Source organism: Chryseobacterium sp. C3 (assembly GCF_014218905.1).
GTDB classification, from domain to species: Bacteria; Bacteroidota; Bacteroidia; order Flavobacteriales; family Weeksellaceae; genus Chryseobacterium; species Chryseobacterium mucoviscidosis.
Genome location: NZ_JACLCU010000011.1, coordinates 37,316 through 62,466, shown reverse-complemented (window position 1 = coordinate 62,466; position 25,151 = coordinate 37,316). Strand labels below are relative to the sequence as shown.

At 35.3% G+C, this 25,151-nt stretch carries 27 protein-coding genes and 2 tRNA genes; 13 read left to right on the top strand and 16 right to left on the bottom strand.

Annotated elements, in window-relative coordinates; genetic code table 11:
- The first annotated feature begins 76 nt into the window (after positions 1–76).
- The 7 genes from H6W53_RS19970 (at position 77) to H6W53_RS19940 (ending at position 8,547) form a co-directional block, all read left to right on the top strand.
- Complete coding sequence (locus H6W53_RS19970; RefSeq protein ID WP_185209234.1) at positions 77–1,057, top strand: pyruvate dehydrogenase complex E1 component subunit beta; 981 nt, start codon at positions 77–79, stop codon at positions 1,055–1,057.
- Between the two features lie 123 nt (positions 1,058–1,180).
- Positions 1,181–3,175, top strand: a complete 1,995-nt coding sequence (locus tag H6W53_RS19965) for a KUP/HAK/KT family potassium transporter (RefSeq protein ID WP_185209232.1) — start codon at positions 1,181–1,183, stop codon at positions 3,173–3,175.
- A 67-nt stretch (positions 3,176–3,242) separates the two neighbouring features.
- Positions 3,243–3,716: a Fur family transcriptional regulator gene (locus tag H6W53_RS19960; RefSeq protein ID WP_076396095.1), complete on the top strand. Its 474-nt coding sequence runs from the start codon at positions 3,243–3,245 to the stop codon at positions 3,714–3,716.
- A gap of 7 nt (positions 3,717–3,723) precedes the next feature.
- Positions 3,724–5,463 carry an OstA-like protein gene (locus H6W53_RS19955; protein WP_185209251.1) on the top strand — a complete coding sequence of 580 codons (1,740 nt, stop codon included), beginning with the start codon at positions 3,724–3,726 and terminating at the stop codon, positions 5,461–5,463.
- A gap of 448 nt (positions 5,464–5,911) precedes the next feature.
- Positions 5,912–7,090: an aspartate aminotransferase family protein gene (locus H6W53_RS19950; protein WP_185209250.1), complete on the top strand. Its 1,179-nt coding sequence runs from the start codon at positions 5,912–5,914 to the stop codon at positions 7,088–7,090.
- A gap of 184 nt (positions 7,091–7,274) precedes the next feature.
- Positions 7,275–7,661 carry an START-like domain-containing protein gene (locus H6W53_RS19945; protein ID WP_087705963.1) on the top strand — a complete coding sequence of 129 codons (387 nt, stop codon included), beginning with the start codon at positions 7,275–7,277 and terminating at the stop codon, positions 7,659–7,661.
- Positions 7,662–7,737: 76 nt separating this feature from the next.
- Positions 7,738–8,547: an aminotransferase class IV gene (locus tag H6W53_RS19940; protein WP_185209230.1), complete on the top strand. Its 810-nt coding sequence runs from the start codon at positions 7,738–7,740 to the stop codon at positions 8,545–8,547.
- An 89-nt stretch (positions 8,548–8,636) separates the two neighbouring features.
- On the opposite strand, the gene H6W53_RS19935 is transcribed toward H6W53_RS19940, so the two are convergent.
- Positions 8,637–9,218 (bottom strand): N-acetylmuramoyl-L-alanine amidase, encoded by a 582-nt coding sequence (locus H6W53_RS19935; protein WP_185209228.1) that lies wholly within the window; start codon positions 9,216–9,218, stop codon positions 8,637–8,639.
- 108 nt (positions 9,219–9,326) lie between these two features.
- The gene (locus tag H6W53_RS19930; RefSeq protein ID WP_087705957.1) at positions 9,327–9,875 is read right to left on the bottom strand and encodes a YqgE/AlgH family protein; all 549 of its coding nucleotides are present in this window, start codon (positions 9,873–9,875) and stop codon (positions 9,327–9,329) included.
- 24 nt (positions 9,876–9,899) lie between these two features.
- Between H6W53_RS19930 and pdxH the strand changes: the two genes are divergently transcribed.
- Positions 9,900–10,544, top strand: coding sequence for a pyridoxamine 5'-phosphate oxidase (pdxH, locus tag H6W53_RS19925; protein ID WP_116096849.1), 645 nt, complete (start codon positions 9,900–9,902; stop codon positions 10,542–10,544).
- Positions 10,545–10,614: 70 nt separating this feature from the next.
- On the opposite strand, the gene H6W53_RS19920 is transcribed toward pdxH, so the two are convergent.
- The gene (locus H6W53_RS19920; RefSeq protein ID WP_087705953.1) at positions 10,615–10,926 is read right to left on the bottom strand and encodes an HU family DNA-binding protein; all 312 of its coding nucleotides are present in this window, start codon (positions 10,924–10,926) and stop codon (positions 10,615–10,617) included.
- Between the two features lie 399 nt (positions 10,927–11,325).
- On the opposite strand from H6W53_RS19920, the gene panD reads away from it, so the two are divergent.
- The 4 genes from panD to H6W53_RS19900 all read left to right on the top strand — a co-directional run bounded on the left by panD (position 11,326) and on the right by H6W53_RS19900 (position 14,154).
- Entirely contained in the window at positions 11,326–11,676 is a 351-nt protein-coding gene (gene panD, locus H6W53_RS19915; RefSeq protein ID WP_055984500.1) for an aspartate 1-decarboxylase, read from the top strand.
- A gap of 4 nt (positions 11,677–11,680) precedes the next feature.
- Positions 11,681–12,709, top strand: a complete 1,029-nt coding sequence (locus H6W53_RS19910) for a lysylphosphatidylglycerol synthase transmembrane domain-containing protein (RefSeq protein WP_185209226.1) — start codon at positions 11,681–11,683, stop codon at positions 12,707–12,709.
- 192 nt (positions 12,710–12,901) lie between these two features.
- On the top strand, positions 12,902–13,477 hold the full coding sequence (locus H6W53_RS19905; protein ID WP_076396075.1) for a TerD family protein: 576 nt from the start codon (positions 12,902–12,904) through the stop codon (positions 13,475–13,477).
- A gap of 2 nt (positions 13,478–13,479) precedes the next feature.
- The gene (locus H6W53_RS19900) at positions 13,480–14,154 is read left to right on the top strand and encodes a TerD family protein (protein WP_185209224.1); all 675 of its coding nucleotides are present in this window, start codon (positions 13,480–13,482) and stop codon (positions 14,152–14,154) included.
- A gap of 27 nt (positions 14,155–14,181) precedes the next feature.
- Here H6W53_RS19900 and H6W53_RS19895 read toward each other — a convergent pair whose 3' ends face one another.
- The 12 genes from H6W53_RS19895 to H6W53_RS19840 form a co-directional block, all read right to left on the bottom strand.
- A complete protein-coding gene (locus H6W53_RS19895) occupies positions 14,182–14,703 on the bottom strand; it encodes a 3'-5' exoribonuclease domain-containing protein (RefSeq protein ID WP_185209222.1) in 522 nt (173 codons plus the stop codon).
- A gap of 63 nt (positions 14,704–14,766) precedes the next feature.
- Positions 14,767–15,966: a tyrosine--tRNA ligase gene (gene tyrS / locus H6W53_RS19890; RefSeq protein ID WP_185209220.1), complete on the bottom strand. Its 1,200-nt coding sequence runs from the start codon at positions 15,964–15,966 to the stop codon at positions 14,767–14,769.
- Positions 15,967–16,156: 190 nt separating this feature from the next.
- Entirely contained in the window at positions 16,157–16,672 is a 516-nt protein-coding gene (locus tag H6W53_RS19885) for a hypothetical protein (RefSeq protein ID WP_185209218.1), read from the bottom strand.
- An 18-nt stretch (positions 16,673–16,690) separates the two neighbouring features.
- On the bottom strand, positions 16,691–17,296 hold the full coding sequence (locus tag H6W53_RS19880; RefSeq protein ID WP_185209216.1) for a hypothetical protein: 606 nt from the start codon (positions 17,294–17,296) through the stop codon (positions 16,691–16,693).
- Positions 17,297–17,418: 122 nt separating this feature from the next.
- A complete protein-coding gene (locus tag H6W53_RS19875) occupies positions 17,419–18,084 on the bottom strand; it encodes a hypothetical protein (RefSeq protein WP_185209214.1) in 666 nt (221 codons plus the stop codon).
- Between the two features lie 19 nt (positions 18,085–18,103).
- The gene (locus H6W53_RS19870) at positions 18,104–18,658 is read right to left on the bottom strand and encodes a hypothetical protein (RefSeq protein ID WP_185209212.1); all 555 of its coding nucleotides are present in this window, start codon (positions 18,656–18,658) and stop codon (positions 18,104–18,106) included.
- Positions 18,659–18,756: 98 nt separating this feature from the next.
- Entirely contained in the window at positions 18,757–19,389 is a 633-nt protein-coding gene (locus tag H6W53_RS19865; RefSeq protein ID WP_185209210.1) for a tetratricopeptide repeat protein, read from the bottom strand.
- A 267-nt stretch (positions 19,390–19,656) separates the two neighbouring features.
- Positions 19,657–19,729, bottom strand: a tRNA-Lys gene (locus H6W53_RS19860).
- Between the two features lie 5 nt (positions 19,730–19,734).
- A tRNA-OTHER gene (locus H6W53_RS19855) sits at positions 19,735–19,807 on the bottom strand.
- A gap of 1 nt (position 19,808) precedes the next feature.
- Positions 19,809–21,125 carry a hypothetical protein gene (locus H6W53_RS19850; RefSeq protein WP_185209207.1) on the bottom strand — a complete coding sequence of 439 codons (1,317 nt, stop codon included), beginning with the start codon at positions 21,123–21,125 and terminating at the stop codon, positions 19,809–19,811.
- A 40-nt stretch (positions 21,126–21,165) separates the two neighbouring features.
- The gene (locus tag H6W53_RS19845) at positions 21,166–21,597 is read right to left on the bottom strand and encodes a hypothetical protein (RefSeq protein WP_185209204.1); all 432 of its coding nucleotides are present in this window, start codon (positions 21,595–21,597) and stop codon (positions 21,166–21,168) included.
- A 294-nt stretch (positions 21,598–21,891) separates the two neighbouring features.
- Positions 21,892–23,949: a M3 family metallopeptidase gene (locus H6W53_RS19840; RefSeq protein WP_185209202.1), complete on the bottom strand. Its 2,058-nt coding sequence runs from the start codon at positions 23,947–23,949 to the stop codon at positions 21,892–21,894.
- Positions 23,950–24,161: 212 nt separating this feature from the next.
- Between H6W53_RS19840 and H6W53_RS19835 the strand changes: the two genes are divergently transcribed.
- Positions 24,162–24,695, top strand: a complete 534-nt coding sequence (locus H6W53_RS19835) for an SRPBCC family protein (protein WP_228457843.1) — start codon at positions 24,162–24,164, stop codon at positions 24,693–24,695.
- Between the two features lie 58 nt (positions 24,696–24,753).
- Here the strand turns inward: H6W53_RS19835 and H6W53_RS19830 are convergent, their stop codons facing one another.
- Positions 24,754–25,110 (bottom strand): DUF805 domain-containing protein, encoded by a 357-nt coding sequence (locus H6W53_RS19830; RefSeq protein WP_185209200.1) that lies wholly within the window; start codon positions 25,108–25,110, stop codon positions 24,754–24,756.
- Positions 25,111–25,151: the final 41 nt, after the last annotated feature.

The following is a 25,151-nucleotide window of genomic DNA, read 5'->3' as shown; positions in this document are numbered from 1 at the left end:
ATTAAATGAAATGTCGTTTTTGTTATGTAAATAATAAAAAAACACTACTTTTGTACTCTAAATTTTTCAAATAAATATGGCAGAATATACTTTTCGTGAGGTAATTGCACAGGCAATGAGCGAGGAAATGCGTAAAGACGAATCCATCTATTTAATGGGGGAGGAAGTTGCAGAATATAATGGTGCATATAAGGCTTCAAAAGGAATGCTGGATGAATTTGGTGCTAAAAGAGTAATCGATACACCAATTGCTGAGCTTGGTTTCGCAGGGATTTCTGTGGGAGCTGCAATGAATGGTAACAGACCGATTGTAGAATTTATGACCTTCAATTTCTCTTTGGTGGGGATTGATCAGATTATCAATAACGCTGCAAAAATCCGCCAGATGAGTGGAGGACAGTGGAACTGCCCGATCGTTTTCCGTGGTCCTACAGCTTCTGCAGGTCAGTTGGGAGCAACACACTCTCAGGCTTTCGAAAGCTGGTATGCCAACTGTCCGGGATTAAAAGTAGTAGTTCCTTCAAACCCTTACGATGCGAAAGGATTATTGAAAACAGCTATTCAGGATAATGACCCGGTAATTTTCATGGAATCTGAGCAGATGTACGGAGACAAAATGGAAATTCCTGAAGAAGAATACTATTTACCAATCGGAAAAGCAGACATCAAAAGAGAAGGTTCTGATGTAACGCTGGTTTCTTTCGGAAAAATCATGAAGCTGGCTATTCAGGCTGCTGAAGATTTGGCTAAAGAAGATATTTCTGTAGAAGTTATTGATCTTAGAACCGTTCGTCCTTTGGATTACGATACTGTTTTGGCGTCCGTTAAAAAGACAAACAGACTGGTTGTTTTAGAAGAAGCGTGGCCATTTGGTTCAGTTGCATCTGAAATTACTTACATGGTTCAGCAGAAAGCATTCGATTATCTGGATGCTCCAATTAAGAGAATTACAACTCCAGATGCTCCTGCTCCTTACTCCGCAGCTTTATTTGCAGAGTGGTTCCCGAAACTTGAAAAAGTGAAAGAAGAGATCAAAAAAGCAATGTACGTTAAGTAATAAGACGATTATAGAAAAAAACTTCCGAAAGGAAGTTTTTTCATTTATTATATTCATGAAGAAAAATTCATGGGGATGTAAATTTGGCTTAAATTTGCGCGTTTAAAAATTAAATTAGCTGGTATGGCAGAAGTTACAGAAGGCGGTCATCATTTTGACATCAAAAAGCTTTCTTTCATTGGAATTTTAGTGTCTCTCGGAATTGTTTTCGGAGATATCGGTACTTCACCGCTTTATGTAATGAAAGCGATTGTTAACGCTAGAGGGGAAGGAAGTACGATGCCTTTCAATGAGTACATCGAAGGGGCGTTGTCCTGTATTATCTGGACGCTTACTCTTCAGACAACAATAAAATATGTAATCATTGCTCTTAGAGCAGACAACAAAGGAGAAGGAGGAATTTTGGCACTTTTCTCTCTCGTAAAAAATCTTAAAAAAGGCTGGCTGTATCTTATTGCTATTGTAGGAGCGGCTGCGCTTATTGCAGACGGAGTAATCACACCTTCGCTTACGGTAATGTCTGCGATCGAAGGTCTTGAAATTTATAATCCGGATACTCCGGTTGTTCCTATCACGATCGCGATTCTGATTGTTATTTTCGTAGTTCAGCAGTTTGGTACGAGCTTTATCGGGAAGTTCTTCGGACCGGTAATGGTGATCTGGTTCCTGGTTTTGGGAGGTTTAGGATTGTCTCATTTAAGCGAAAATCTTGAAATTTTAAGATCTTTCAATCCTTACTATGCGTATAAGCTTATTGCCAACTCTCCGAGCGCAATTGTAATTTTAGGAGCGGTTTTCCTTTGTACCACAGGAGCGGAAGCGCTTTATTCCGACTTAGGACACTGCGGTGCCAAAAATATTCGTGTAAGCTGGGGATTTGTAAAAGTAATGCTGATCTTAAATTATTTAGGACAGGGAGCGTGGCTTTTAACCAATTACGGTAAACCCGGCTTTTCGGTAGTAAACCCTTTCTTCGGTATCATGGAAGAATGGATGGTGGTTCCGGGCGTTATTTTGGCTACAGCGGCTGCAATTATTGCCAGTCAGGCTTTGATAACAGGATCATTTACCATTTTCTCAGAGGCAATGTCCTTAAATTTATGGCCTAACCAGAAAATTGATTATCCTTCCGGGGTTAAAGGACAAATGTACATCCCAAGAATTAACTGGGGGCTTTTACTGTTCTGTATTGTGGTGGTTCTTCACTTCAAAGAATCAGGAAAAATGGAAGCGGCTTACGGTTTATCCATTACCGTAACCATGTTGATGACCACCGTACTTTTGGTATACTGGCTGTTGAAACAAAGAGTAAACAAAGTTTTAATCCTTGTTTTTGCGTTTGTTTATATGGCAATCGAATTAGGTTTCTTCAGTGCAAACGTAATAAAATTCATGGAAGGAGGATGGATTACAGTCGTATTGGCTGGATCTATCGGAGTTTGTATGTATGCATGGTACAACGGAAGATCTATTAAAACAAAATTCATCAAATTTATTAAGCTTGAGACCTATATTCCTATCATTAAAGACATGAAGCTGGATGAAACGATTCCTAAATATGCGACTAACTTAGCGTACTTAAGCCGTGCAAAAAGAAATGATGAGATCGAGTCGAAGATTATTTATTCAATCATCAAAAAGCAGCCGAAAAGAGCCGATCATTATTTTATTCTAAGCATTACCAATCAGGAAGATCCGTATACTTTCAAATATGCGGTAGACGAAGTTCTTCCGGGAACGATTTATAAGATCAACTTTATGTTAGGATTTAAGATAGACCGAAGAATTAACGATTATTTCGATATGGTTCTCAGAGATTTAATGGCAGACGGAACAATTCCTTCAAGAAGCAGCCATCCGTCATTAAGAGCGCATAATATTCCGCCGGATCTGAAATACGTGATTATAGACAATACCTATATTAACGATATACTTCTTACGGTTAAAGAGAAAATCATTCTTAATATCTACAATTTCGTGAAATATATCGGAAGCGACGACTTTAAAGCATGGGGAATCACTTCCCACAACGTTGTGGTAGAATCTGCGCCTATGACTGAAGACTGCGTTGGAAAATCCAAAATCGAGCAGTGCGAATTTATCCGCCACAAAGGTTAAATTCTTTAACACAGCAGGACAATTTGTATTTAAATAAAAATCAATAAATTTGTAGATAAATTTTTTGATGGATACGATACAAAAAGAAAAAAATATTGCACTGATAAAGGATGTTTTAAGAAACTATTTATTGGAAAAAGGTTTCAGAAACACACCTGAACGATATACGATATTAGAAGAAATATACGGTATGGATCATCACTTCAATGTGGATGATCTGTACCTTTTAATGTTGCAGAAAAAATACCATGTTTCCAAAGCTACAATCTACAATACAATTGAAATTTTCCTTGATGCAGGACTTATCCGTAAGCATCAGTTCGGAGAAAAAACACTCACTTCTTCCTCTTACGAAAAATCTTATTTTGATAAACAGCACGATCATTTAGTCGTGTACAAAAAAGATTCAGATAAGGAGATTGAAGAGATCATCGAGTTTTGCGATCCGAGAATTCAAGGAATTAAAGAAGCAATTGAACAGGCATTTGGCGTAAAAATTGATTCCCATTCGCTGTATTTTTATGGCACAAAGAATGATTAATCAATTCATGAGACTATTTGCTTTAGTTCTAGTCTCTGTTTCAACGCTTTTATTTGCACAGAACCAGCCGAAACCTCTGCAAAAAGATCCTTATTTTACCAATACGACTCCTCAAAAGAATGCTCCGCCTGCTGAAAAGGTGAAGCACATCCATTCCGATGAATTAAGAAAGGATGATAAATACGACGGGAATAATTATTTCGTGGGTAATGTACAGTTTTCGCATCAGGGTTCTTTGCTGAATGCAGATCTAGTAATTGTATATGAAGAACAGAATTTCATCAAAGCTATCGGAAACGTAAAACTGCAAAACGCTGATGGTTCGGTAATTACAGCCGATGAAATGGAGTACGACGGAAATACACAAAAAGGAATTGCCCGAAAAAATGTAGTTCTTACCGATCCGAAAGGAACGGTGATAAAAACGGAAACCATGTATTACGACAGACTTTCCAATCAGGCGTATTACAACACCGGAGGAACAATTAACGACGGAAAAAGTACAACGTATTCCAAAACAGCAACCTATTTTCTGACAACCAGAACGATCGACCTTTCCGGAAGAGTGAAAATAGAAGATGCTCAGTACATTCTGGAAGGAGATAATGTAGTTCAGAACCAGAATACAAACATCGTAAACATCAACGGACCGACGACAATTGTCAACAAGAAAAATCCTAAAAACAGAATCGTTACCGATAAAGGAAATTACAATACAAATACGAAAGAAGCTTTTTTATACAAAAACTCCAGAGTGTATTACAATGATAAAATCCTTACCGGAGACGAAATGTACTATAACCAGTTATCCGGATTCGGAAAAGCGACAGGAAATGTAACGCTGGATGATCCGAACGAAAGAAGATTCATAAAAGGCGGTTACGGAGAAATTTACGAAAAGAAAGATTCTGCCATGATGACCAAAAATCCGTATGCAGTAAAAGCTTTGGAAAAAGATTCGATGTATTTTGCGGCAGAAAAAATTATTTCTTTTCAAAAACCGGATCCTGAAGATATCAAGGTGAAGAAAAGTTTTCTTAGAGCATACAGAAAAGGCCGATTCTACAAATCCAATGCGCAGGGAAGAGCAGATTCTATTGCTTTTAATGAAACAGACGGAGTTCTTCATATGTATACCAATCCGATTTTATGGAGCAACGGAAAACAGGTAACCGGAGATAAAGTTGAAGCCTATTTCAATACCCAAAAAGAAAACATAGATTCTCTGAAAGTTCTCGGAAATGCTTTTGCCATCAGCAAAGTAGATTCTCTGAATATGAAAGACGAATTCAATCAGGTGAAAGGTAAACTCATGACGGTTTATTACGGAGAAGATAACAATATCAAAGAAGCAAAAGTAATCGGAAATGCTCAGGCAATTACCTACTCCGATGATGAAAACGAGCAGACGAAGGAAAAGGAAAGAATCGGGATTTCTCTTACTTCCTGCGGTATTATTGATGCTGTTTTTGAGGAAAAGATGTTGTATGTTGTTGCCTGTAATATCGGAGCGGCATCAGATACCTATCCTATGAGTATGATAGAACCCGAAAGGCGGAAATTTCCGGATTTTAACTGGAATACAAAAGACAGGATTCTGAAATGGCAGGATATTCTTGTGGATACTCCTAATTATGAAGAAGTAAAATACGAAGCCGACAATACACTTTATAATAAAGCACAGGAAGCAGTGGAAAAAGAAAAAGCCAAAGAAGAAGCAAAAAAGCCGAAACGTGTAAGGCGATAAATTCGCATTTTTTTAACAGAATTTTTTTTAATTATAAAATATTCACCATTTTCTAAATAGGAGATGGTGATTTATTTTTACAAAATAGCCCTGAAAATAATGGATCCCCGATAATTTTTTAAATTTTTTTTGAATTTTCAGGTGTGTTTTATTCAAAAATCTGTGAAGCGGAAAACCTTACTGCTATTCAGTTTGTTAATTGATGAATTGTCATTGTATGTTGAATTGAGTTATTATGTTGGTATTAAATGTAAATATTTTTTAAAGAATGTGTATTTCAATTCATTTTTTTCTATATATTTACCTAAGAATATATGAAACTATATTAATATTTTGTGATTTGGTGGTATTGCCCGCAGTTTTCTGCGGGCAATTTTTTTATTCTGTCCGTTTCATTTCGGAGTTTGCCGAATCTTTTATAGTTTTGCTAAAATTTCGGAAAATGGAAATGCAAAAGGATTTTTTTATATATCAGGCTCAGACGACAAAGTTTGCCGCAGGTTTTGAAGTAGAGAAGGCGGAAGGAAGTTATATTTATGGTAAAGACGGAAGAAGATATCTGGATTTTGTAGCAGGAGTTTCTGCCAATACTTTAGGACATTCTCATCCAAAATTGGTAGATGCAATAAAAGAGCAGGCAGAAAAATACCTTCACGTCATGGTTTATGGAGAATATGCCCAGGAAAAACCGATCGCTTTATGTAAATTATTGGCGGAAGCTACTCCTGATCCGTTAGAAATTACTTATCTCGTAAACAGCGGCGCAGAAGCCATAGACGGAAGTCTGAAACTGGCAAAAAGATATACCGGAAGAGAAGAGATTGTTTCTTTTAAAAACTCTTACCACGGAAATACACACGGTGCGCTAAGTGTATCAGGAAACGAATTTCATAAGAGAGAATTTCGTCCGTTATTGCCAATGGTTTCCTTCATTGAATTTAACAATGAAAAAGATTTTGATAAAATTACCGAGAAAACAGCTTGTGTAATTTTAGAAACCATTCAGGGAGCGGCAGGATTTTTAGTTCCTAATGACGATTATTTAATTAAATTAAAAAAGAGATGTGAAGAAGTCGGCGCATTATTAATTTTAGATGAAATTCAGCCGGGATTTGGGAGAACCGGAAAACTCTTCTCTTTTGAACATTTCGGCATCGTTCCGGATATTCTTGTCATGGGAAAAGGAATGGGAGGAGGAGTTCCTGTTGGTGCTTTTATGAGTTCGCGCAAAATTATGGAAACACTGTCTCATTCTCCGAAATTAGGTCATATTACGACCTTTGGAGGAAATCCGCTTATCGCAGCTTCCAGTTATGCAACTTTGAAAGAAGTTCTGGAAAGCGGTCTGATGAATGAAGTAGAAGAAAAAGAAAAACTATACAGAAACCTTCTGGTTCATCCCAAAATAAAAAATATTAACGGAAAAGGGCTTATGTTGGCTGTAAATCTCGGATCACCGGAATATACTTTAGACGTTGCCAAAAGATGCATGGAAAAAGGACTGATTGTATTTTGGCAGCTTTACAGAAATGAATATCTGAGAATCTCTCCACCCCTTACGATTTCAAAGGAAGAAATAGAAGAAGGATGTAAAATTATCCTTGACGTATTAAATGAAAACCAATAAAAAAGCTCTTTTTCAGAGCTTTTTTTTGATACCACAAAACAAAAAGATTATGGTAAAATAATAATTAAACACGTATTTAAGAATCTCTGACAAATATCATGAAGATTATGCAAAAAAATAAATACATTTTTGTGTAATAAAAAAATTAATTTATATATTGCGGAACGATTAAAACAAAGATTATATGGCGAAACATAAAGTCCATTACGAATTCCCAATGCATTGTTTATCAGAGATTTTATATGAATATCTGGCAACAGCGGAAGGATTGTCTGAATGGTTTGCAGATGATGTGACAGAGAAAGGGGATGACTTCTTTTTCAGCTGGGGTGGAGGTCCTTCTGAGAAGGCTACTTTAATAAGATATAAGCCTGAAGGTTTCGTACGTTTCCGATGGGAAGAAGACGAAGGAACCAAGAACTTCTTTGAAATGACGATCGCAATAGACGACATTACAGAAGACCTGTCTCTTAATATTACAGATTTCTGTGAAGAAGGAGATGAGGAAGAAAACGCAATGTACTGGGAAAATCTTATCGAAAATCTTAGAATTAAATTAGGAGCAGCCTAAACGTAGGCAAGCTGAATTATAAAACTGATGAACGATTTATCGTTCATTATTTTTTTTGTAAATAAATCAGATTACAGTGGAAAATCAATATTTTACATCAGACGAAATTAATGTAAAAAACAGAGCCTTTCTTTCGGGGGATGCCGTTAAAGTTTCTTTTTTCATCAGAAACGGAAAATTAATCATGGATGAAGAATGCTATTTCTTCCTGATGGCTTCCATGAGAAAAATGAGACTGAATATTCCGTTAACCTACACTCTGGAATTTTTTCAGTCATTATTTCAGAAAGAAATTATTGAAGGAGAAAACATTCAGAATGCCATTATTAATTTTCAGGTTTTCAGAAATTCAGACGGATTAACTCTTTCCAAATCCTCAGTTTCTTATTTTTATGAAATTACAGAGACCGAAGATGTCTTAGCATTACAGGAAAGACATCTTGAGCTTGATTTAATTAAGGAAATAAACGTTAATAACAACCTTTTAAGCAGCATCAGAGTCCACAATCCGGAAAATATTTACGGAGAGATTTATGCGCAGGAAAATGATCTTGATGATGTTATCCTTTTAAACCCGAATAAAAGGATCGCGCGTACAACTTTCGGCAATCTTCTGTTTTTGGAAGGCGACGTGATCAAAATTCCAAAACAGACGGAAGGAGCTTACATTTCGCCGCTCATGGAGAATTTTGTAACCTTCTTGCATAAAAACAATCTTGCAGATATACAGGAACATGAGATCATTGCTTTTGAATCTCAGAAAGCAGAAGAAATTTTACTGATTTCAGATGAAAAAGGGATATTTTCTGTGGGGAAAATAAGAAATAAAACTTTCGGAAATCACAAGTTTTCTGAACTGATTAAAAGCTGGAAAGAAAGTTTTTAATATGAAAATTGACAAACCCGGTAAACAACAAAGTTCCGAAAGTCCTTTACCGGGTTTTATTCTGAATGAATCAGAATTTGTATCTTTATTTAGTATTCTCTGAAAATTTCAGAAAATTTCTGAGCAATTTCTTTCTGACCTTTCTCGCTGGTCAAATATTCTCTGTCTTTTGTATTATTGATATATCCGAGTTCCATTAAAACGGTCGGAGCCTTAGATTCTCTTAAAATATGAAGATTTTTCTCTTCAATTTTTAACGTGTTGAATTTCTTTGAAATTCGGTCAGCAAGCTTTTTTGAACCGTCGGTATTCTGCGTGTAGAGTTCGGCTCCCTGTTCAGTAGATTCAGGCTTCGGACTGCTGTTCACGTGAAGTGAAATAACCATTTCAGGATTCAGCGTATTGATAAGAGCTGTTCTGTCTGATAGCTGGCTGTAGGTATCATTACTTCTCGTTAAAATAACCTCGTATTGATCCTGAATATCATTGAATTTTTGAATCTCTTTTCCGATGTTCAGAACAATATTCTTTTCATAAATTCCGTTTCTGTTCGCTCCCATGTCTTCTCCGCCATGTCCTGCGTCAATAATGATGACTTTTTTATGAATTGGAGTGAAAGATAGAAATGCAGTGGAAAAAACGGAGAGAATAAATAGTTTTGTTCCTTTCATATCGTAAAGATTTTAGTTAAACAAATAACGTAAATTCTTTGCTTAAAATTGGTTAACACTTTCTTAAAGTTTGTTAAATATTAACGGAATGTTAATAATGGGATGTTTCTAATTCAGGGAAATATCTTCAGGAGAATTTGCCCATAAAAGATATTCTCCACCCAGATTCTGCATGATCGATTTCCAGAGTGTCTGATCATTGGGCAAAGTATAATCAAGGTTATAAACATCTACTACCGTCCAGAGTTTTCTCTGGATTTCCCCATCAAGCTGCAAAGCTGTCCATCCGGAATAGCCGGAAAATATTTTCACGTTATTGATGTCCAGTTCACCGTTCAGAACAGCACTGATGATGTTTTCAATGTCTTCCGTAAGATAAAATTCGGGGGTGATTTCTGTATAAATTTCGGTTACTTTTTTTCCTTTTACAATAAAGAAAACTTTGTCGTTTTCTACAGGACCGCCATCATAAACTTCAATCTTAAAATCAAAAAAATCTTTGAATTTACTGCTCATCTGGCTGTTTTTCTTATTTAATATTAAACCAAATGCACCGTTCTCATTATGTTCAATAATCAAAACAACAGATCTGGAAAAAATATCGCCGGAAATGTCGGGTGTGGAAATTAATATTTTACCTTTGTAAGAGTAATTCATACTCAAATTTAATAAAAAATATTTATGGAAAACCTGCACGACAAAAGAAAAGTGTACGAGAAATCCCAACTTATTGAAAGTGAGATAAAACAAAATCCTATCGAACAGTTTCGCGACTGGTTTCTGGAAGCCAGCGAAAATCCTAACATCTCGGAAGCCAATGCAATGGCTATTTCCACGGTAGAAGAAGATGGCTGTCCGCGTACAAGAATGGTGTTGTTAAAAGCGTATACACATGAAGGATTTATTTTTTATACGAATTATGACAGCAGAAAAGGAAAATCCATAGAAAAGACCCATAAAGCCTGTCTTCATTTCTTTTGGCCGAGTCTTGAAAAGCAAATCATTATTAAAGCAGATCTGGAACGCATCGCAGAAAACCTGAGTGACGGATATTTTCATTCCAGACCGAAAGGAAGTCAGTTAGGCGCAGTGGTTTCTCCGCAAAGTCACGAAATTCCGAACCGTGAATTTTTAGAAAAAAAGCTTAAAGAGCTTGAAGAAAAGTATGAAAATGCAGAAGTTCCAAGACCTGAAAACTGGGGCGGTTATATTGCAAAACCTTACGAAATAGAATTCTGGCAGGGAAGACCGAATCGTCTTCACGATAGGATTGTATATAAATTAGTAGATGGAATTGATTGGAAAATAGCAAGATTAGCTCCCTAAATAGCTGATATATCAATAAGAAAACCTCATCGTAAGATGAGGTTTTATTTTTTCTTTAATCTTTCAAAGATTATTTTTTCTTTTTACTTGGAGCAGGAGCGTTTGCTGAAGCAACAGCAGCAGAAAGATCTGCACCCGCTTTGAATTTAGCAACAGTTTTAGCTTCGATGTTAATTGGCTTTTTAGTTGCAGGATTAATCCCCTGTCTTGCTGCTCTTTCAGCTACAGAGAAAGTTCCAAACCCTACTAAAGAAACTTTTCCGTCTTTTTTCTTTAGCGTAGTCATTACATTAGAAATAAATGATTCTAAAGCAGCTTTAGCTGCAACTTTAGTGATGCCGGCATCTTTTGCGATTGCGTCGATTAATTCAGACTTGTTCATAATTTTTAATATTAAAGTTAGTTCGTATTAATAGCAAATATAATACTATTTTCTATATGTGCAATTTTTTTGCAAAAAAATAAATAAATTTTTTGATTTTACGTGAAAATAGTTAAAATATGATAATTCAGCTTTTTACGAAAAATCTACGTTACACGTTACTAAAATCATGCCAAATGCTTATGTATATTGACTTTATTAAAAATGTAATATTATTTTTTACATTTATTAAATCCTGAATTTTGTAATAAGTATTGATCGTTTTTAGGATATGTTTGTAAATTCTGTAAATAAAATCTTTAAAAATTATGTTTAATTAAATTAAAGTACTGGCATTCTGTGAGTTTTAAATTCATTATAAAAGGCGGTTTTGTAAATTATTATTAATAAATTTGCACCATGTTAATAGAAGTTTTTAAGTCTAAGATTCACAGGGTGAGAGTTACGGCTTCTGACCTTAATTATATTGGAAGTATTACAATAGATGAAGACCTTATTGAAGCGGCTGGTTTGGTAGTAGGAGAAAGGGTTTATATTGTAAATGTGAATAACGGAGAGCGTTTCGACACTTACGTGATCAAAGGAAAAAGAAAATCGGGAGAAGTTTGTCTTAACGGTCCTGCAGCGAGAAAAGTACAGAGAGATGATATCATTATTATCATTGCTTATGCACAGATGACTCCGGAAGAAGCACAGACTTTCCAGCCAAAAATTGTTTTCCCGGACGAAAAAACAAACCTTTTGACGTAACCGGATGGAGAAAAAATCAAAAAATCCTCTGAAATCCATTCTTACAATAGTGATCTCGCTTGCTTTTGCAGGCTTTTTTTTATGGTTTGCCCTAAAAGGTTTAGATTTTAAAGTGATCCAAAAATCTTTAGCAAAAGCAAATTACTGGTGGGTTTTATTTGCTGCCTGTTTTGGAATTGCAGCATACTGGTTCAGAGCAATCCGCTGGAATCTGATGCTGGAACCAATGGGACACCAAATTTCAAACTCCAATTCTCTATGGTCGATTTCTTTTGGATATCTTATGAATCTTACCATCCCAAGAAGTGGGGAAGTCGCAAGAGCAACTGCTTTGTACGGAGTGGACAGAATTCCGGTAGACCAGTCTTTCGGAACCATTATTCTGGAAAGAGTAGTGGACTTAATGTGTATGCTTTGCTTTTTAGGGTTGACTTTGATCTTTAAAGGAGATGTTATTTCATCGGTTTATGAAAGTTCGGGAGCCGATTTCAATCCGAATAAAATCTTTTTCATCATAGGAGTTTTATTGCTCGGTGCGGTTTTATTTTTTATGTTCAAAAAAAGACTCGCCAGTGTTCCTGTTTTAGATAAGATTATCAAATTTATAGACGGAATACTCGACGGTTTAACATCTGTATTCAAATTAAAGCAAAAAGGAAAATTCATTCTTTATACTTTAGGAATCTGGGTTTCCTATTATTTTGCCGCCTATTTGGTCTGTTTTGCGTTGCCGGAAACTTCAGACTTTACTTTTGATGACGGATTTTTAATTCTTGTTGTAGGAACATTTGGGATGATTATCCCCGCAAGTGGAGGAATCGGAGCTTTTAATCTTGCAATGAAGTACGGTTTTATGGCTTTATTTATATCCATGGGGAAAAGCGGTGAGCTTGGAGGAGAAATCGGATTAACGTATTCTTTCATTTCACTGCCTTTGCAGATCTGCATCATGTTGGTCATGGGATTAATCTCAATTCCGATGCTGGCAAAAGCTAGAAATAAAATTGTTGCAGAAAAAGAATTTGCAGAATAATTTATCTTTTAATTAAATCTTTTGAAAATATAAAATCCGGTCTTGGTGATCGGATTTTTTTGCTTTTCATTTTGCTGAATTTCAAAATTTTATGTTTTGCAATTTACATAATTTTTTGTCACAAAATATTTTGGAAATTTCCTAAAACCGCCATAACTTCGATAAACAATACATAAAACACATAGCATTATTATGGCAATTAATTTACAGAAAGGGCAAAGAATTGATCTTGGATTTACAAAAATGACCATCGGTCTTGGATGGGATCCGAATGAAGGAATGGGATATGATTTTGACCTTGATGCCTCCGCAATTATGATCGATGCGGAACGAAAACTGGTGAGTGAAGAATATTTTGTTTTTTATAATAACCTGAGTTCGCCCGATGGCGCACTCACGCACACAGGTGATGATCCGAGCGGAAAAAACAGCGACGGAGATGATGATGAATCCATCATTATTGATCTTGAAAAAGTAGATGAAAGAGTGCAGGAAATTCTTTTTGTCGTTACCATCGAAGATTTTGAAAGGAGAAAGCAGAATTTCGGGCAGGTGAGAAATTCCTACATCAGAATTGTTGACAATAACACGAATATGGAAATTGCCAAATATGAACTGGACGAAGACTTCTCCATCGAAACAGGAATAGAATTCGGAAGACTATACAAACGTGGCGGAAGCTGGAAGTTTGAAGCTTCAGGAATCGGCTACAGAGCAGATCTGGGCTTTTTCCTTGAAAAATATTACAAAGGACAAATCATTAAATAGATATGGCAATCAACTTACAAAAAGGTCAGACGATTAACCTCCGCAAAAATGAACATGGAGAAGATGCGTATGATCTTTCCTCTGTAACCATAGGTCTGGGTTGGGATGTTCGAAGATCCGGAAATTTTTTCAACCGTCTGTTCGGGATCAGCGACGGTCCGGAATATGATCTTGATGCCATCGCTTTTCTTCTGGATAAAAACGGAAAAGTGGCGGATCTCGGAATGACGGTTCCCGGAAGAAACGGGAGAGAGATTGCTTTGTATAAAAGTGATGTTATCTACTTTAATGCGATGCGGCATCCGAGCGGAAAAATATGGCTCACCGGAGATAACAGAACCGGAGCCGGAGATGGTGACGACGAACAGATTATCGTATTGCTGGATCAGTTGGATGAACGTTATCAGAAAATCGTTTTCGTGGTTTCAATTTATCAGGGATTGTTTAACAGGCAGCATTTCGGAATGATAGAAAATGCATTTATCCGCGCGGTAGATGCAAGAGGAAGAGAAATTACAAAATTCAGTCTTTCCGGCGATGCAGGTATGAACGGAATGTGTTCTATGGTTTTTGCAGAAGTTTACCGCCACAACGGCGACTGGAAATTTCGCGCCATCGGAGAACCGCACCAGACGGATAATTTTATTGAGGTTCTTGTTCCTTACACCTATAAGTAAAAAAGTATGCTGGAAATGCATACTTTTTTATTTCAATCCGATTTTCAGTCCCATTTCCTTTTTCATATACAGCAAAACTTCTGCATTTCCTCGTGCATCATCAACCGGATGATGGGTGTGTTCTGTTTTTCGTAAATGTTTCCACTGGGCAAAAGTGTCTTTTTCCAGTCCGCAATACAGATCCGCAAGTCTTCTGGAGGAAAAACCGAATGGATTTCTCCCGATGAAATGATGAAAATACCAACAGATAAACATCCAGTCGAAGCCGTTGTTATCACTAATGAAAACAGGTCTTCCTTTAGAATTTTCTTTAATCCATTCTTCAAATTTCAGCATCACTTCTTCGGGATCATCAAAATCCATTGTTTCTTCCCGCGTGAAACCGGAAACTGCCAATGCATCCGGATTGAATTTCTCTGAAATAGGTTTCAGTTTTCCGTAAAAGATGGTTTCCAGATTTTCATCCACTAAAACGGCTCCAAAACAGATCATTGAAAAATCGCCCGGAATCGGTCCGTCTGATTCTATATCGACCATAATATAACTCATGCAATTGTATTTTAAATTTTAAAGAAACGAATATATAGAAAATTGCCTTCGGAAATTAAATATCTACAAAAGTTCAAAAAAACTTCTTTTTCCGATCTTAATTTTTATTCCTTTCTCTAATTTAATTTCTTCATTCGGATCAGTTATTTTTATATTGTTGATCTGAATTCCACCGTTTTCAATCAGTCTTCGGATGAAAGATTTGCTTTCGTTACTTTTCAGTTGATGACATAGTTCTGTTAAAGTCATTTTATACTGAATATGATGAAGCGAATCCATGAAGACAGGTTCAAAAACTTTTTCTTCAAAATTCTTATTCTGAAACTGGTTCATGAAAAATAACTCGGCGTTTTCAGCCGATTCTGCGTTATGATATTGTGTGATGATATTTTTTGCGATCAGCTTTTTAATATTCATTGGATTTTCACCGTTTACGATATTTTGCTTTAAACTTTTCTTCTCTTCTGGAGAAAAATCAGTGGTAAGCTCAATAAATTCATCAATTAAAGAATCTGGAATCGACATCGTTTTCCCGAACATTTCATTCGGCTCGTCGGTTAATCCGATGATGTTATTCAGGGATTTGCTCATTTTTTCTTTTCCGTCCAAACCTTTCAGCAAAGGCATACACATCACAATCTGCGGAGATTTTCCGTGACTTTCCTGTAATTGTCGTCCCATCGTACAGTTGAAAAGCTGGTCGGTTCCGCCCATTTCAATGTCACATTCAATTTGTACAGAATCAAAACCCTGCAAAATAGGGTACACCAGTTCATGCATTGAAATAGGTGTATTTTCTGAAAACCTTTTATTGAAATCATTTCTGTGCATCAGTTGGGCAACCGTCACTTTCGACATCAGTTGGATCACTTCCGAAAAATTCAGCGCATCCAGCCATTCCGAATTAAAGACAATTTTTGTTTTTTCCATATCAATAACTTTTGAGAGCTGACTGATGTACGTTTCCGCATTATGATGAACTTCTTCAGCGGTTAAAGGTTTTCTCGCCTTGTTTTTTCCTGTAGGATCGCCGATTCTTGCGGTAAAACTTCCGACAATGATTACAATTTGATGTCCCAGATCCTGAAATTGTTTCAGTTTTTTCAAAACAACTGCATGTCCAAGATGCAGATCCGGAGCAGTGGGATCAAAACCCAGTTTGATGATTAATTTTCTGTTTTCTTTTTCGGCTTGCTGAATTTTTTCTTCCAGTCCGTTTTCAGGAAGAATAATTTCTACATTTTCTTTTAATTTTCTGATCATTTTTTTAATTTTTAAGCATGAAAAAACCCGAACAAAACTGTCCGGGTTCTATGATATTTTTAGATTAAATTTCTGCTGAATATGGTTATAGAAGTCTTCCCGAACGGTTATCCGGGTAATAATAATTGCTGAAAAAAGGAAGACGCAATATGTTGTTTAAGTGCTTCATGAATGCAAATATAGAATTTTATTAAAAGATCATTTGTTTTTTCTTCAGAAAATCTTCGACTTTTCTTTCAAAGTCATGGAAATTCTGTAAAAGAAAGGCACCGCTTCTTTTGTCTGAAAATTCTTTATCATTAAGCAGTAAATAAGTCTTTTTCAGTTGAAGGTAACAAAGCAAAACAAATTGTTTTATTTTAACTTCGAACTGTGTTTCCAGTTTAAAATTCAACTGCCCTCCGTAAGATTCTTCAAAATCATATAAAGAAACGATTGCTTTGTGCTGTTTTTCCTTTATTCTTTTTATTTCAAATTTGCATCCTCCCGGTTTGTTATACCAGATAAATTCAGTTTCCTGTTTGTCTTGTATCAAATCCAGAACGGCATACATGATTTCAGAAAAGAGATTATTAAAAGCATGGGTGATTAAATAATTAAACTTTCTTCCATGAATGTAAAGCAGAAATTCACTCCATCCGGAAGGAAGAAGGATTAAAAGCATATCCAATTCATCCGATTGTATTATTTTTTGGTTATTTCTCATTCAAATTATTAAGAGTTTTTAAAGTTTCACGATAAAACCTTTATAAAATTTGGTGCAGTCATATAGTTTTTCAAAGTCAGTAAAGTTGTTTTCGTGGGAAAAATCTTTATTTTTTATCTGAAATTTCTGTTCTGCCAAAGAATACAGATCTTTATGATTTAATTGTAAATAATCCGACAGGTAATTTTCATTTTTCTGATGTACTAATCCTGTAAAAAATATTCCATAGATCAGAAAACGGTTGAAATCTTCCGCTTTGCATTTGTACCCTAAATGTTGCATTGAATATTTTTCATAATCTGAAAGAATTTGGTTAAAATTTTCAACTTGTAAAGAATCTGTTATTTCATAAAAAATATCAAATCCGTGTACGAAAAGCTGAGTCTTCATCTCTTCCGGATCGGAGCTGTATTTTGATGCAAACCAATTGAAAATATCTTCCACTTCTTCTTTACCGAGACTTTCTGCATTCTCCTGAACTTTCTTTTTAATAAGCTCTAAACTTGTTTTCTGATCTTTTTTTAAAAACTGAAGCGCAGTGTCTTCTTCGCGGCAGAGTTTGTTGTACAGATTGATCTTTGCGGCAACAGGATTGGTTTTGATGAAATAAAGTTTTTCTGCCATAATCTTATGTATTGCCTTATTTTTCAGCAAATTTCATAACTAAGGTAGTGAAAAATTTCACATAAAAAAGCAGAGTGGTATTATTTCATACACTCTGCCGATGATTTTTAAATTTAATTTTATTATTTACTGAAAGCAGTCAGCCGTTTTAGTTCATCCTTTAAAATCACTTCTTCGATGGCTTTTTTAATCATGTTGCGAACTATGGAAAGCGGATGATGGGGAAAATCATTGTCATACTCCTCTGTTTCGGATTTATTCATAAGAGCGCCCTCTTTAAAGGAAGGATCGTAGGGATCTTCAAACCAGTTTTTCAATCCATTATCATCGAATGTAACTTCGCCGTTTTGGAGAAATCTGTTTAGTACCAGATTATCTCTCATCCCTGTTGTTCCGACTTCAACAGCTTGGGTTTTAATTACAAAACTGCAGTTTTCAAAAGGAATAGTAACGGATGCAAGATAGCTCATACCTTGTTCAGGTTGAGGGATTTTAAAAATAGTCTTTACACTCGGAATATTATGAAGGTTAAATATTGATACCTCAACAATGCCTCCACCGGAAGCAGAAACTGAGTGCCTGTGAAAATTTCTTAATTCGTCAATATTTTTAACAGTCGGTAAATCTGGCGGAATGTTGAAAAAGTACAGAGAAATCAAGGCGCTTTGTTCGGGATTTACCCAGACGATCTGAGCATCATTTTGTTCAACGATTTCCCAGCCGAAAGTTGGGATAAAAATAGAATTGATAGTAACGTCAGGCTTTTTTCTTTTAAGGAAAGTAAACATAGTTATCTTGTTTTTGTTTTTAAAGTTTCTGATGTGCCGTTTTAAGGAATTTTATCAGTTCGGCAAGTCCGTTTTGGGAAAACTGTATTTCATTCTGGCTGTAGAATGTAGCAGGCAATTTCAGATAATATTCCCATGTTTTTACATCTGCATGGTAGTTGCTTCCTGTTTCAATATTGCTTTTGGTGGTGTATTTGTATTTGGTGTCGTTTTCAGGTTTGGAAGATGAGTTCTGCTGAATTTTTTCAAGCGCATTGATGAGTTTTTCGACTTCATCTTTTTCCAGAGTAATGGTTTTTCTGGAAATATTGTCGAAAGTTTCGGAAAGTGTCATGATGCCCAAAACACTCAGCGTAGAATCATCCGACAAATCTTTAAGAACAATTTTCTGAAAATAAAGGTCTTTAAAATCCCCAAGTTTTATGATTTCTTTTTGAACAACCGTTTCTTTTTTTGAGCTGAAGTTTTGATAATTTTTCTCCAGACCTACAGTCGAAGGTTTTACAGTCGGAATCTGTGCTTTAAGAGCTGAAAAAATGATAATAAAAAATGCTGAAATAATTGTTTTCTTCATAGGAGATGGTTATTATTTATGTTTTTTAAAAATGCTGAAATTACAGAAAAATTGGGAATTGAATAGTAAACCAAATCATTATTTTTTAGATAAAATTATCAACGGGACTGAGGATCAAAATGAGCTTTAAAAGTAAGCGGATCTTCTGTTTTGTCTTCCGCAATTTCCAAAAATTCATGATATTCTTCAGGATGCTTTCCCATATAAGTCATCACAATTGCAAGATTGACGAACAGATTTTTATCCGCCGAACCCAAATTCAACGCTTTATGAAGATATTTTAAAGCCTGCTCGTCTTCTCCCATATCAGAATAGATCGCACCGGTATTAATTAAAGCGGAAGTATTTTCCGGTTCAAGCGCTAAAATTTCATCCAGTTCTTTGATTAAAAGATCGTTAATTGCATCCCAATGATCTTCATTTTCCCATCTTTTTGCCTGGAGTTTTTTTACGTTTTGGAGTCTTGTGTTTATGTTATTCATGATTTTTATTTTTTTTTCTAAAATTTCCGAACAAATGTTTTTGCCTTCATTGCACCGATAATCATAAATAATATAGTTTTTTCCTGTTTCTACCACTTCATATTCCGTTTTCTTACCAACATAAAATAAGCTGTCCGGCATTTTATATTTTGTTTTTATATTTTTTATTTCCGCTTTAAATTTACATTTACTCAGCATTTTTATATTACTTTCTATCGTAACGGTATTTTTCCCATAGATTTCTGTCATTTTATTGTCAGAAAATTTAACTTTAAAACCAGAGTTACCTTTTTTGTACCTTGAAAAAGTTCCATTTTTAATCATGTCACAATTCGGGATTTTATCAGAATACGGAAAATCATTTCTTCTTTGGGATTGTAAAGCGAAAGAAAATAACAGGGCGACGAAAAGTGTAAATTTTATTTTCATTAAGAATACACTAAGGCGATTAAAATGTGTTCTTTAAAAGGGTAGACCCTTTAAACACAGTAAAGGATTCATTGAATATAATTTTTGTTCTGATAACAGGGCTCGAACCTGTGTCCTCCCGGGTGAAGAGCCGGGTACTCTGCCGCTGAGCTATATCAGATACCAAGACAGATGTAGGGCTCGAACCTACGTCAATCCGGAAGAAGAGCCGGATATTCTACCACTGAATTAACCTGTCTTTATTTATTTTTTCCTGAGAAAAATTTGTTCTTTCTTAGAATCGTTGCCATAAATGGATTTGAAACCGTTACACCGTGTACAAGTTCGGGTGTCGGTTTAAATTCCGCAACAGAATGTTCTCTTGGTGCGATCCATCCTGATTTTTCCGGATCTATTCCTGCTTCTCTGCAAATATCTGTAATTAATTTTTTATTGCAAAATGCTTTTCCCTGAAAAACTTCCCAAGGTAGAGGGATCTTATTCCAAACCTCTGTATTAGGATCAATCTTACTGCCTGTTGCATAATGCCACGCAACAACATCTGCAGCCATTAATCTCATGACTTTTCCAAAGCAAATGTCTTCAAGGATAAAATCCATTCCCATTGCATAGATGATATTCATCCAATTGTCTCTCGCTTTATTCCATGCTCCGGCGGTATTGTTCCAGGTTGTAGAATCATTTCCACGTTTTACAGCCATTGTCTGGCGATTGATATCGTTATTATTCCATAGAACTTCTAAAAAACCGGAGATTTCCTGAATAATAGATGTCCATTTTCCCAAAAGTTTTCCTTTTTGTTCATCATTTAAATAATTTAAAGTTATATCGCTTGTGTAAATATGAGAAATTGCCCACCAATTTGTATTTTCAGGATTTTCTTTACATCTCCCGAATAAAACTTCGCAAATTTCATCAAATGGTCTTTCCTGACTTTGATTGGTAAATACACTTCTCATATTGCAGCGTGCATTATAATAGGCGATAAAACAGGCAGTATTTAGATCAGATTGAAAATCCTCAAAATTTATCGTGTGACCTAGTCCGTGTTTTGAAATTTTTTGAAATTCAAGCTTTTTAGTTTCCTGAATTAGTGTTTTTAATTTCTTTTCGATTCTTTTTAGGAGACGCCATTTTTTATTGTAATTTCTTTTAGAAATATCCAGACCAATTTCTTTTCTTTGAATCTTGTTCAGTCTGTCTGTCTTAAAATTATTCTGACCAACAGATTTAAAAATGAGGGGAGAAGTCTTATTTAAAAAATCTTCAATATCTTCTGTCTTACTACCATATTTGTCAGTTTTTTGAGTTTCAATCTTAAAAATTTCTATCGCTTTATTAATTTGAACTTCTGCACCAACTGCAATTCCAAAACTTTCCAACATTGAAGTATAACCATACAGATTTCTATTCAGAGATCCTTTCGCTGCTTTTTCCAGAATTTGATTTTCATGAGTTGAAAGTTGATCTTTCATAAGTTCAACAATCATTTCCGCAACATCTTCCGGACGTCGTCGTTCTTCTAAGGTTTTGTAAAGATCTTTGATATTATACATTGTCACTTTTTATTTCAAATCTAATAATAAACTGTGAAAATTATTCATACTTCATTTTAAAATCAAGCCCATTCTCATACTCTGCAGGATTAAAAAAAGTAATAACTCCAATATCAGAATTCAGCCTTTGTTTCAAATCATTTAAATAAATTTCAGCTAAGGTAATTGTTCCGTCAATAGTTAAACTGAAGACAGTTTTATTATCATCAGTTATATTGACGCCAAACAAAATTCTATCAGGATTGTCAGTGTATTGATTCCAGTAAAATGTCTGGTCAATATGATCTGTACTTACAAAATAATCGATCATTTCTTTATTGCTGCTAAAGCCTTCTTCGCTATCTATTCTGGAAGTATAATCTAAATTCAATGGTTCGTATTTAGGTAGATAAAGATTTAACAGTTCAAAAATTTTTTCGGTTGATTTTCCGTCAAAATAAACCTGACAGACAATGTCTTTAATTAATTCCATGGTTTTAATTTCGAATTGGTTTAAAGCGGATTCTCAAATATAAATTTTAATTCTATGCAAAGTAAAAACAATTTTTAAGATGAAAGATAACAAGCATATTTCCGTTATGTGCGGATGATGAAACGTGCGCTTCATAGCAGATGAAATCTGCCTCACTTTGCCTTACTTAAATATTTAGCTCTGAATATAAAGCTTTGTATTTCAGATTATAATTAAAGAATCGCTGAAAATTTCATCACGGATTTTTAAAATAAAACCATTAAGCTCAATAACTTAATGGTTTTATAAATGTTTTTATCCAAACGCTCTCTTCAGCAAACTCTCCACTTTCGGTTCGCTTCCTCTGAAATTCTTGTACAGTTCCATTGGATCTTTTGTGCCGCCGGAAGAAAGAAGAACTTTATATTTTGCAGCAATTTCAGCATTGAAAATTCCGTTTTCCTTGAAATATTGAAACGCATCTGCATCCAGAACTTCTGCCCATTTATAAGAATAATATCCCGCAGAATATCCACCCTGAAAAATATGTGAAAAACTCGGACTCATCGCCGTTTCAGGATTTGAAGGATATAACTGTGTTGCTTTTGTATATTCATCCTCAAACTCCTTCACACTCTTATTCTCCAGTTCTTCAACTTTCGTATGATAATTCATATCCAGTAATCCGAAACCAAGCTGTCTCAATGTCTGGTAACCCTCCATAAAGTTTTTTGACTGTGCTATTTTCTCAATTTTTTCATCCGGCAAAACTTCTCCTGTTTTGTAATGTTTTGCGAACGTTTTTAAGAATTCCGGTTCGTAGCAGAAATTTTCAAGGAATTGAGAAGGCAGCTCCACGAAATCCCATTTTACGGAAGTTCCGGAAAGAGTAGTGTATTGCGTATCGGCAAGCATTCCGTGAAGGGCGTGACCAAATTCATGGAACAAAGTTGTTACTTCCTGAAACGTGAGTAAACTTGGAGTATCCTTCGTCGGTTTGCTGAAATTGCAAACGATAGAAATATGCGGACGGGAATTTTCGCCGTCTTTTTTGTATTGATTTTTATAGCTCGTCATCCAGGCTCCCGCTCTTTTGCCTTTTCGAGGGAAATAATCTACATAAAGCAGCGCTTTGAAAGTTTTTTCAGAATGGTTGCTTCCATCTTCCATCTTCCCGCTCCCTGTTTCAAATACCTCATAAACCTTTACCTCTTCATGATATTTCGGAATATCGTTTCTTTCCTCAAAAGTTAATCCGAAAAGTTGTTTTGCCAATCCGAAAACGGCATCCTGAACCTGATTTAAAGGAAAATAAGGCTTTAATTCTTCATCATTAAGATCATATTTTGCTTTGCGAAGTTTTTCAGCATAAAAAGCGTGGTCATAACCTTGCATTTCCTCAATTCCGTCTGCTTTTGCCAAAGATTTCAACTCTTCAATTTCTTTATCGGCATAAGGTTTTGCTTTGGTTAAAAGTTCGTTCAGAAAATCGATAACTTTTGTCGGAGATTTTGCCATTCTTTCCTCCAGAACATAATCTGCGTAGTTTTTATAGCCTAACAATTCAGCTTTTTGCTGTTTTAAATTCAGCAATTCTTTAATTAAATTCTGATTATCAAATTCTCCGCCGTCGAAAGACTTTTTGCCGTTTGCCAAAGCAATTTCCTTTCTAAGCTCACGGTTTTCAGCATACGTCATGAACGGAATATAACTTGGATATTGCAGCGTTACCACCCATCCTTCCAGATTTCTTTCTTTGGCTTCTTCTGCATATTGTTCCAGAATAGCTTCCGGAATTCCCGCAAGATCTTCTTTATTGGTGATATGTTTAAAATAATTATTCGTCGAAGCCAACACATTCTGCCCGAACTGAAGCGATTTTAAAGACAAATCCATGCTGATTTTCTTTAATTTCTCTTTGTCTTCTTCATTTAATAAAGCACCGCTTCTCACAAAACCTTTGTACGTTTCATCCAGAAGCATTTCCTGCTCTTCGTTGAGGTTATATTTCTCTTTTTCATCGTACACTTTTTTAATTTTACTGAAAAGGGCTTCGTTTTGAGAAATTTTTGAAGAATATTCTGTTAAAATCGGAGAAACTTCCTGTGCGATCTTTTGGATTTCATCGCTGGTTTCTGCCGAATTTAAATTGAAAAATATATTCGAAACCACATCAAGCTGTTCGCCGGAATAAGCCAATGCTTCAATTACATTTTCAAAGGTTGGTTCTGCAGAATTATTGGTGATCGCATCGATCTCTTCTTCGGATTTTTTAATTAATTCTTTAAAAGCCGGAAGATAATCTTCAGTTTTAATCTGATCGAAAGGAGCTGAATGATATGGTGTGGTAAATTTTTCTGTTAAAATATTCATATTCTGATTTTTAATTGTTGTAAATTTAATGATTCTCCGGAACCGACAGCGAAAAAGCTCAAAAATGATGCCTGAAAGGAAGTTGTGACAAAATTTGACACCATTGTATAATCTTGTCATATGGAAAGTTAAGATGAAGCCAGATTGATTAATTTTGACAGCAAATTGAAGTGTCCTTATCATAAAAATTATAACCCTAAATTTTAATAACGATGAAAAAATTTTTAAAAATTCTTGGTATCATTTTACTATTAATTGTTGTTTATGCTTTAATCGCAATGGTGGCATTCGGCAAAAACTATCATTACGAAAAATCGATGGTGATGAATGCTCCGAAAGAGAAAGTCTGGAAACAGATCAGTTCCATGAAAGCCTTTAATCAGTGGAATCCGTGGATGAAGCTGGATCCGAATATGAAAATTGTTTATTCCGGAAACGAAGGACAGGTTGGAGATAAATATTGTTGGGACAGCAAAAATGATGATGCAGGAGCAGGTTGTCAGGAAATAAAAGAGTTGGTTACAGACCAAAAGCAGAAAACAGAAATGATTTTTGAAAGACCGTTTGCAGGACAGGCAACCTCAGAAATCACGTTGTCTCCAGAAGGAAACGGAACGAAAGTAACCTGGACGATTGATACAGAGCAGGATCCGATGATGAAAATAATGCGCCCAATGATGGATTACCAAATGGGAAAATCCTACGAAGAAGGTCTGAATAATCTGAAGAAATTAGTAGAGAAATAAAGATTTTTTAAATCAAAATAAAATAAAGCCTTGTGAAATTTTTCACAAGGCTTTATTCTTAATATTCTTTTTGACCTATTTCATTGATAGAATTGTAATTTCCTTCACCTTTCGGGTTGGGACCGTATTCATTCGGACCATGGTCGCTGTTTCCAAACAACATCCAAAGGGAATAGAAGGGAATAATCTGAAACCAGCCACTGGTTCCCAAATCATGACATCTTTTGGTACGTTGTGCGATTATAAACCAAAGTAGCGGAATAAAGCAAATTAATAAAAGATAAGGATCTGCAAAAGATTGTGTTATTTCGTCAATAATTATCAAAACAAATGCGGCAATTGCATATACTACATAAGATAAAATATATTCTATACGTCTTATTCTCCCATCAAAAGAAAATGGTGCTTTAAACATGGTATTTTTAGTTTTTATTCGTTAAAAAAACAAATGTAGAA

Bases quoted from the DNA above. Each gene is read 5' to 3' on its own strand.
- H6W53_RS19830 (WP_185209200.1), bottom strand. From the start codon at position 25,110: ATGTTTAAAGCACCATTTTCTTTTGATGGGAGAATAAGACGTATAGAA.
- H6W53_RS19935 (WP_185209228.1), bottom strand. From the start codon at position 9,218: ATGAAAGGAACAAAACTATTTATTCTCTCCGTTTTTTCCACTGCATTT.
- H6W53_RS19870 (WP_185209212.1), bottom strand. From the start codon at position 18,658: ATGAAGAAAACAATTATTTCAGCATTTTTTATTATCATTTTTTCAGCT.
- H6W53_RS19850 (WP_185209207.1), bottom strand. From the start codon at position 21,125: ATGTATAATATCAAAGATCTTTACAAAACCTTAGAAGAACGACGACGT.
- H6W53_RS19900 (WP_185209224.1), top strand. From the start codon at position 13,480: ATGGCAATCAACTTACAAAAAGGTCAGACGATTAACCTCCGCAAAAAT.
- H6W53_RS19950 (WP_185209250.1), top strand. From the start codon at position 5,912: ATGCAAAAGGATTTTTTTATATATCAGGCTCAGACGACAAAGTTTGCC.
- H6W53_RS19905 (WP_076396075.1), top strand. From the start codon at position 12,902: ATGGCAATTAATTTACAGAAAGGGCAAAGAATTGATCTTGGATTTACA.
- pdxH (WP_116096849.1), top strand. From the start codon at position 9,900: ATGGAAAACCTGCACGACAAAAGAAAAGTGTACGAGAAATCCCAACTT.
- H6W53_RS19910 (WP_185209226.1), top strand. From the start codon at position 11,681: ATGGAGAAAAAATCAAAAAATCCTCTGAAATCCATTCTTACAATAGTG.
- tyrS (WP_185209220.1), bottom strand. From the start codon at position 15,966: ATGATCAGAAAATTAAAAGAAAATGTAGAAATTATTCTTCCTGAAAAC.
- panD (WP_055984500.1), top strand. From the start codon at position 11,326: ATGTTAATAGAAGTTTTTAAGTCTAAGATTCACAGGGTGAGAGTTACG.
- H6W53_RS19930 (WP_087705957.1), bottom strand. From the start codon at position 9,875: ATGAATTACTCTTACAAAGGTAAAATATTAATTTCCACACCCGACATT.
- H6W53_RS19865 (WP_185209210.1), bottom strand. From the start codon at position 19,389: ATGACAGAAATCTATGGGAAAAATACCGTTACGATAGAAAGTAATATA.
- H6W53_RS19965 (WP_185209232.1), top strand. From the start codon at position 1,181: ATGGCAGAAGTTACAGAAGGCGGTCATCATTTTGACATCAAAAAGCTT.
- H6W53_RS19885 (WP_185209218.1), bottom strand. From the start codon at position 16,672: ATGAGAAATAACCAAAAAATAATACAATCGGATGAATTGGATATGCTT.
- H6W53_RS19845 (WP_185209204.1), bottom strand. From the start codon at position 21,597: ATGGAATTAATTAAAGACATTGTCTGTCAGGTTTATTTTGACGGAAAA.
- H6W53_RS19835 (WP_228457843.1), top strand. From the start codon at position 24,162: ATGAAAAAATTTTTAAAAATTCTTGGTATCATTTTACTATTAATTGTT.
- H6W53_RS19970 (WP_185209234.1), top strand. From the start codon at position 77: ATGGCAGAATATACTTTTCGTGAGGTAATTGCACAGGCAATGAGCGAG.
- H6W53_RS19840 (WP_185209202.1), bottom strand. From the start codon at position 23,949: ATGAATATTTTAACAGAAAAATTTACCACACCATATCATTCAGCTCCT.
- H6W53_RS19875 (WP_185209214.1), bottom strand. From the start codon at position 18,084: ATGTTTACTTTCCTTAAAAGAAAAAAGCCTGACGTTACTATCAATTCT.
- H6W53_RS19895 (WP_185209222.1), bottom strand. From the start codon at position 14,703: ATGAGTTATATTATGGTCGATATAGAATCAGACGGACCGATTCCGGGC.
- H6W53_RS19955 (WP_185209251.1), top strand. From the start codon at position 3,724: ATGAGACTATTTGCTTTAGTTCTAGTCTCTGTTTCAACGCTTTTATTT.
- H6W53_RS19945 (WP_087705963.1), top strand. From the start codon at position 7,275: ATGGCGAAACATAAAGTCCATTACGAATTCCCAATGCATTGTTTATCA.
- H6W53_RS19960 (WP_076396095.1), top strand. From the start codon at position 3,243: ATGGATACGATACAAAAAGAAAAAAATATTGCACTGATAAAGGATGTT.
- H6W53_RS19880 (WP_185209216.1), bottom strand. From the start codon at position 17,296: ATGGCAGAAAAACTTTATTTCATCAAAACCAATCCTGTTGCCGCAAAG.
- H6W53_RS19920 (WP_087705953.1), bottom strand. From the start codon at position 10,926: ATGAACAAGTCTGAATTAATCGACGCAATCGCAAAAGATGCCGGCATC.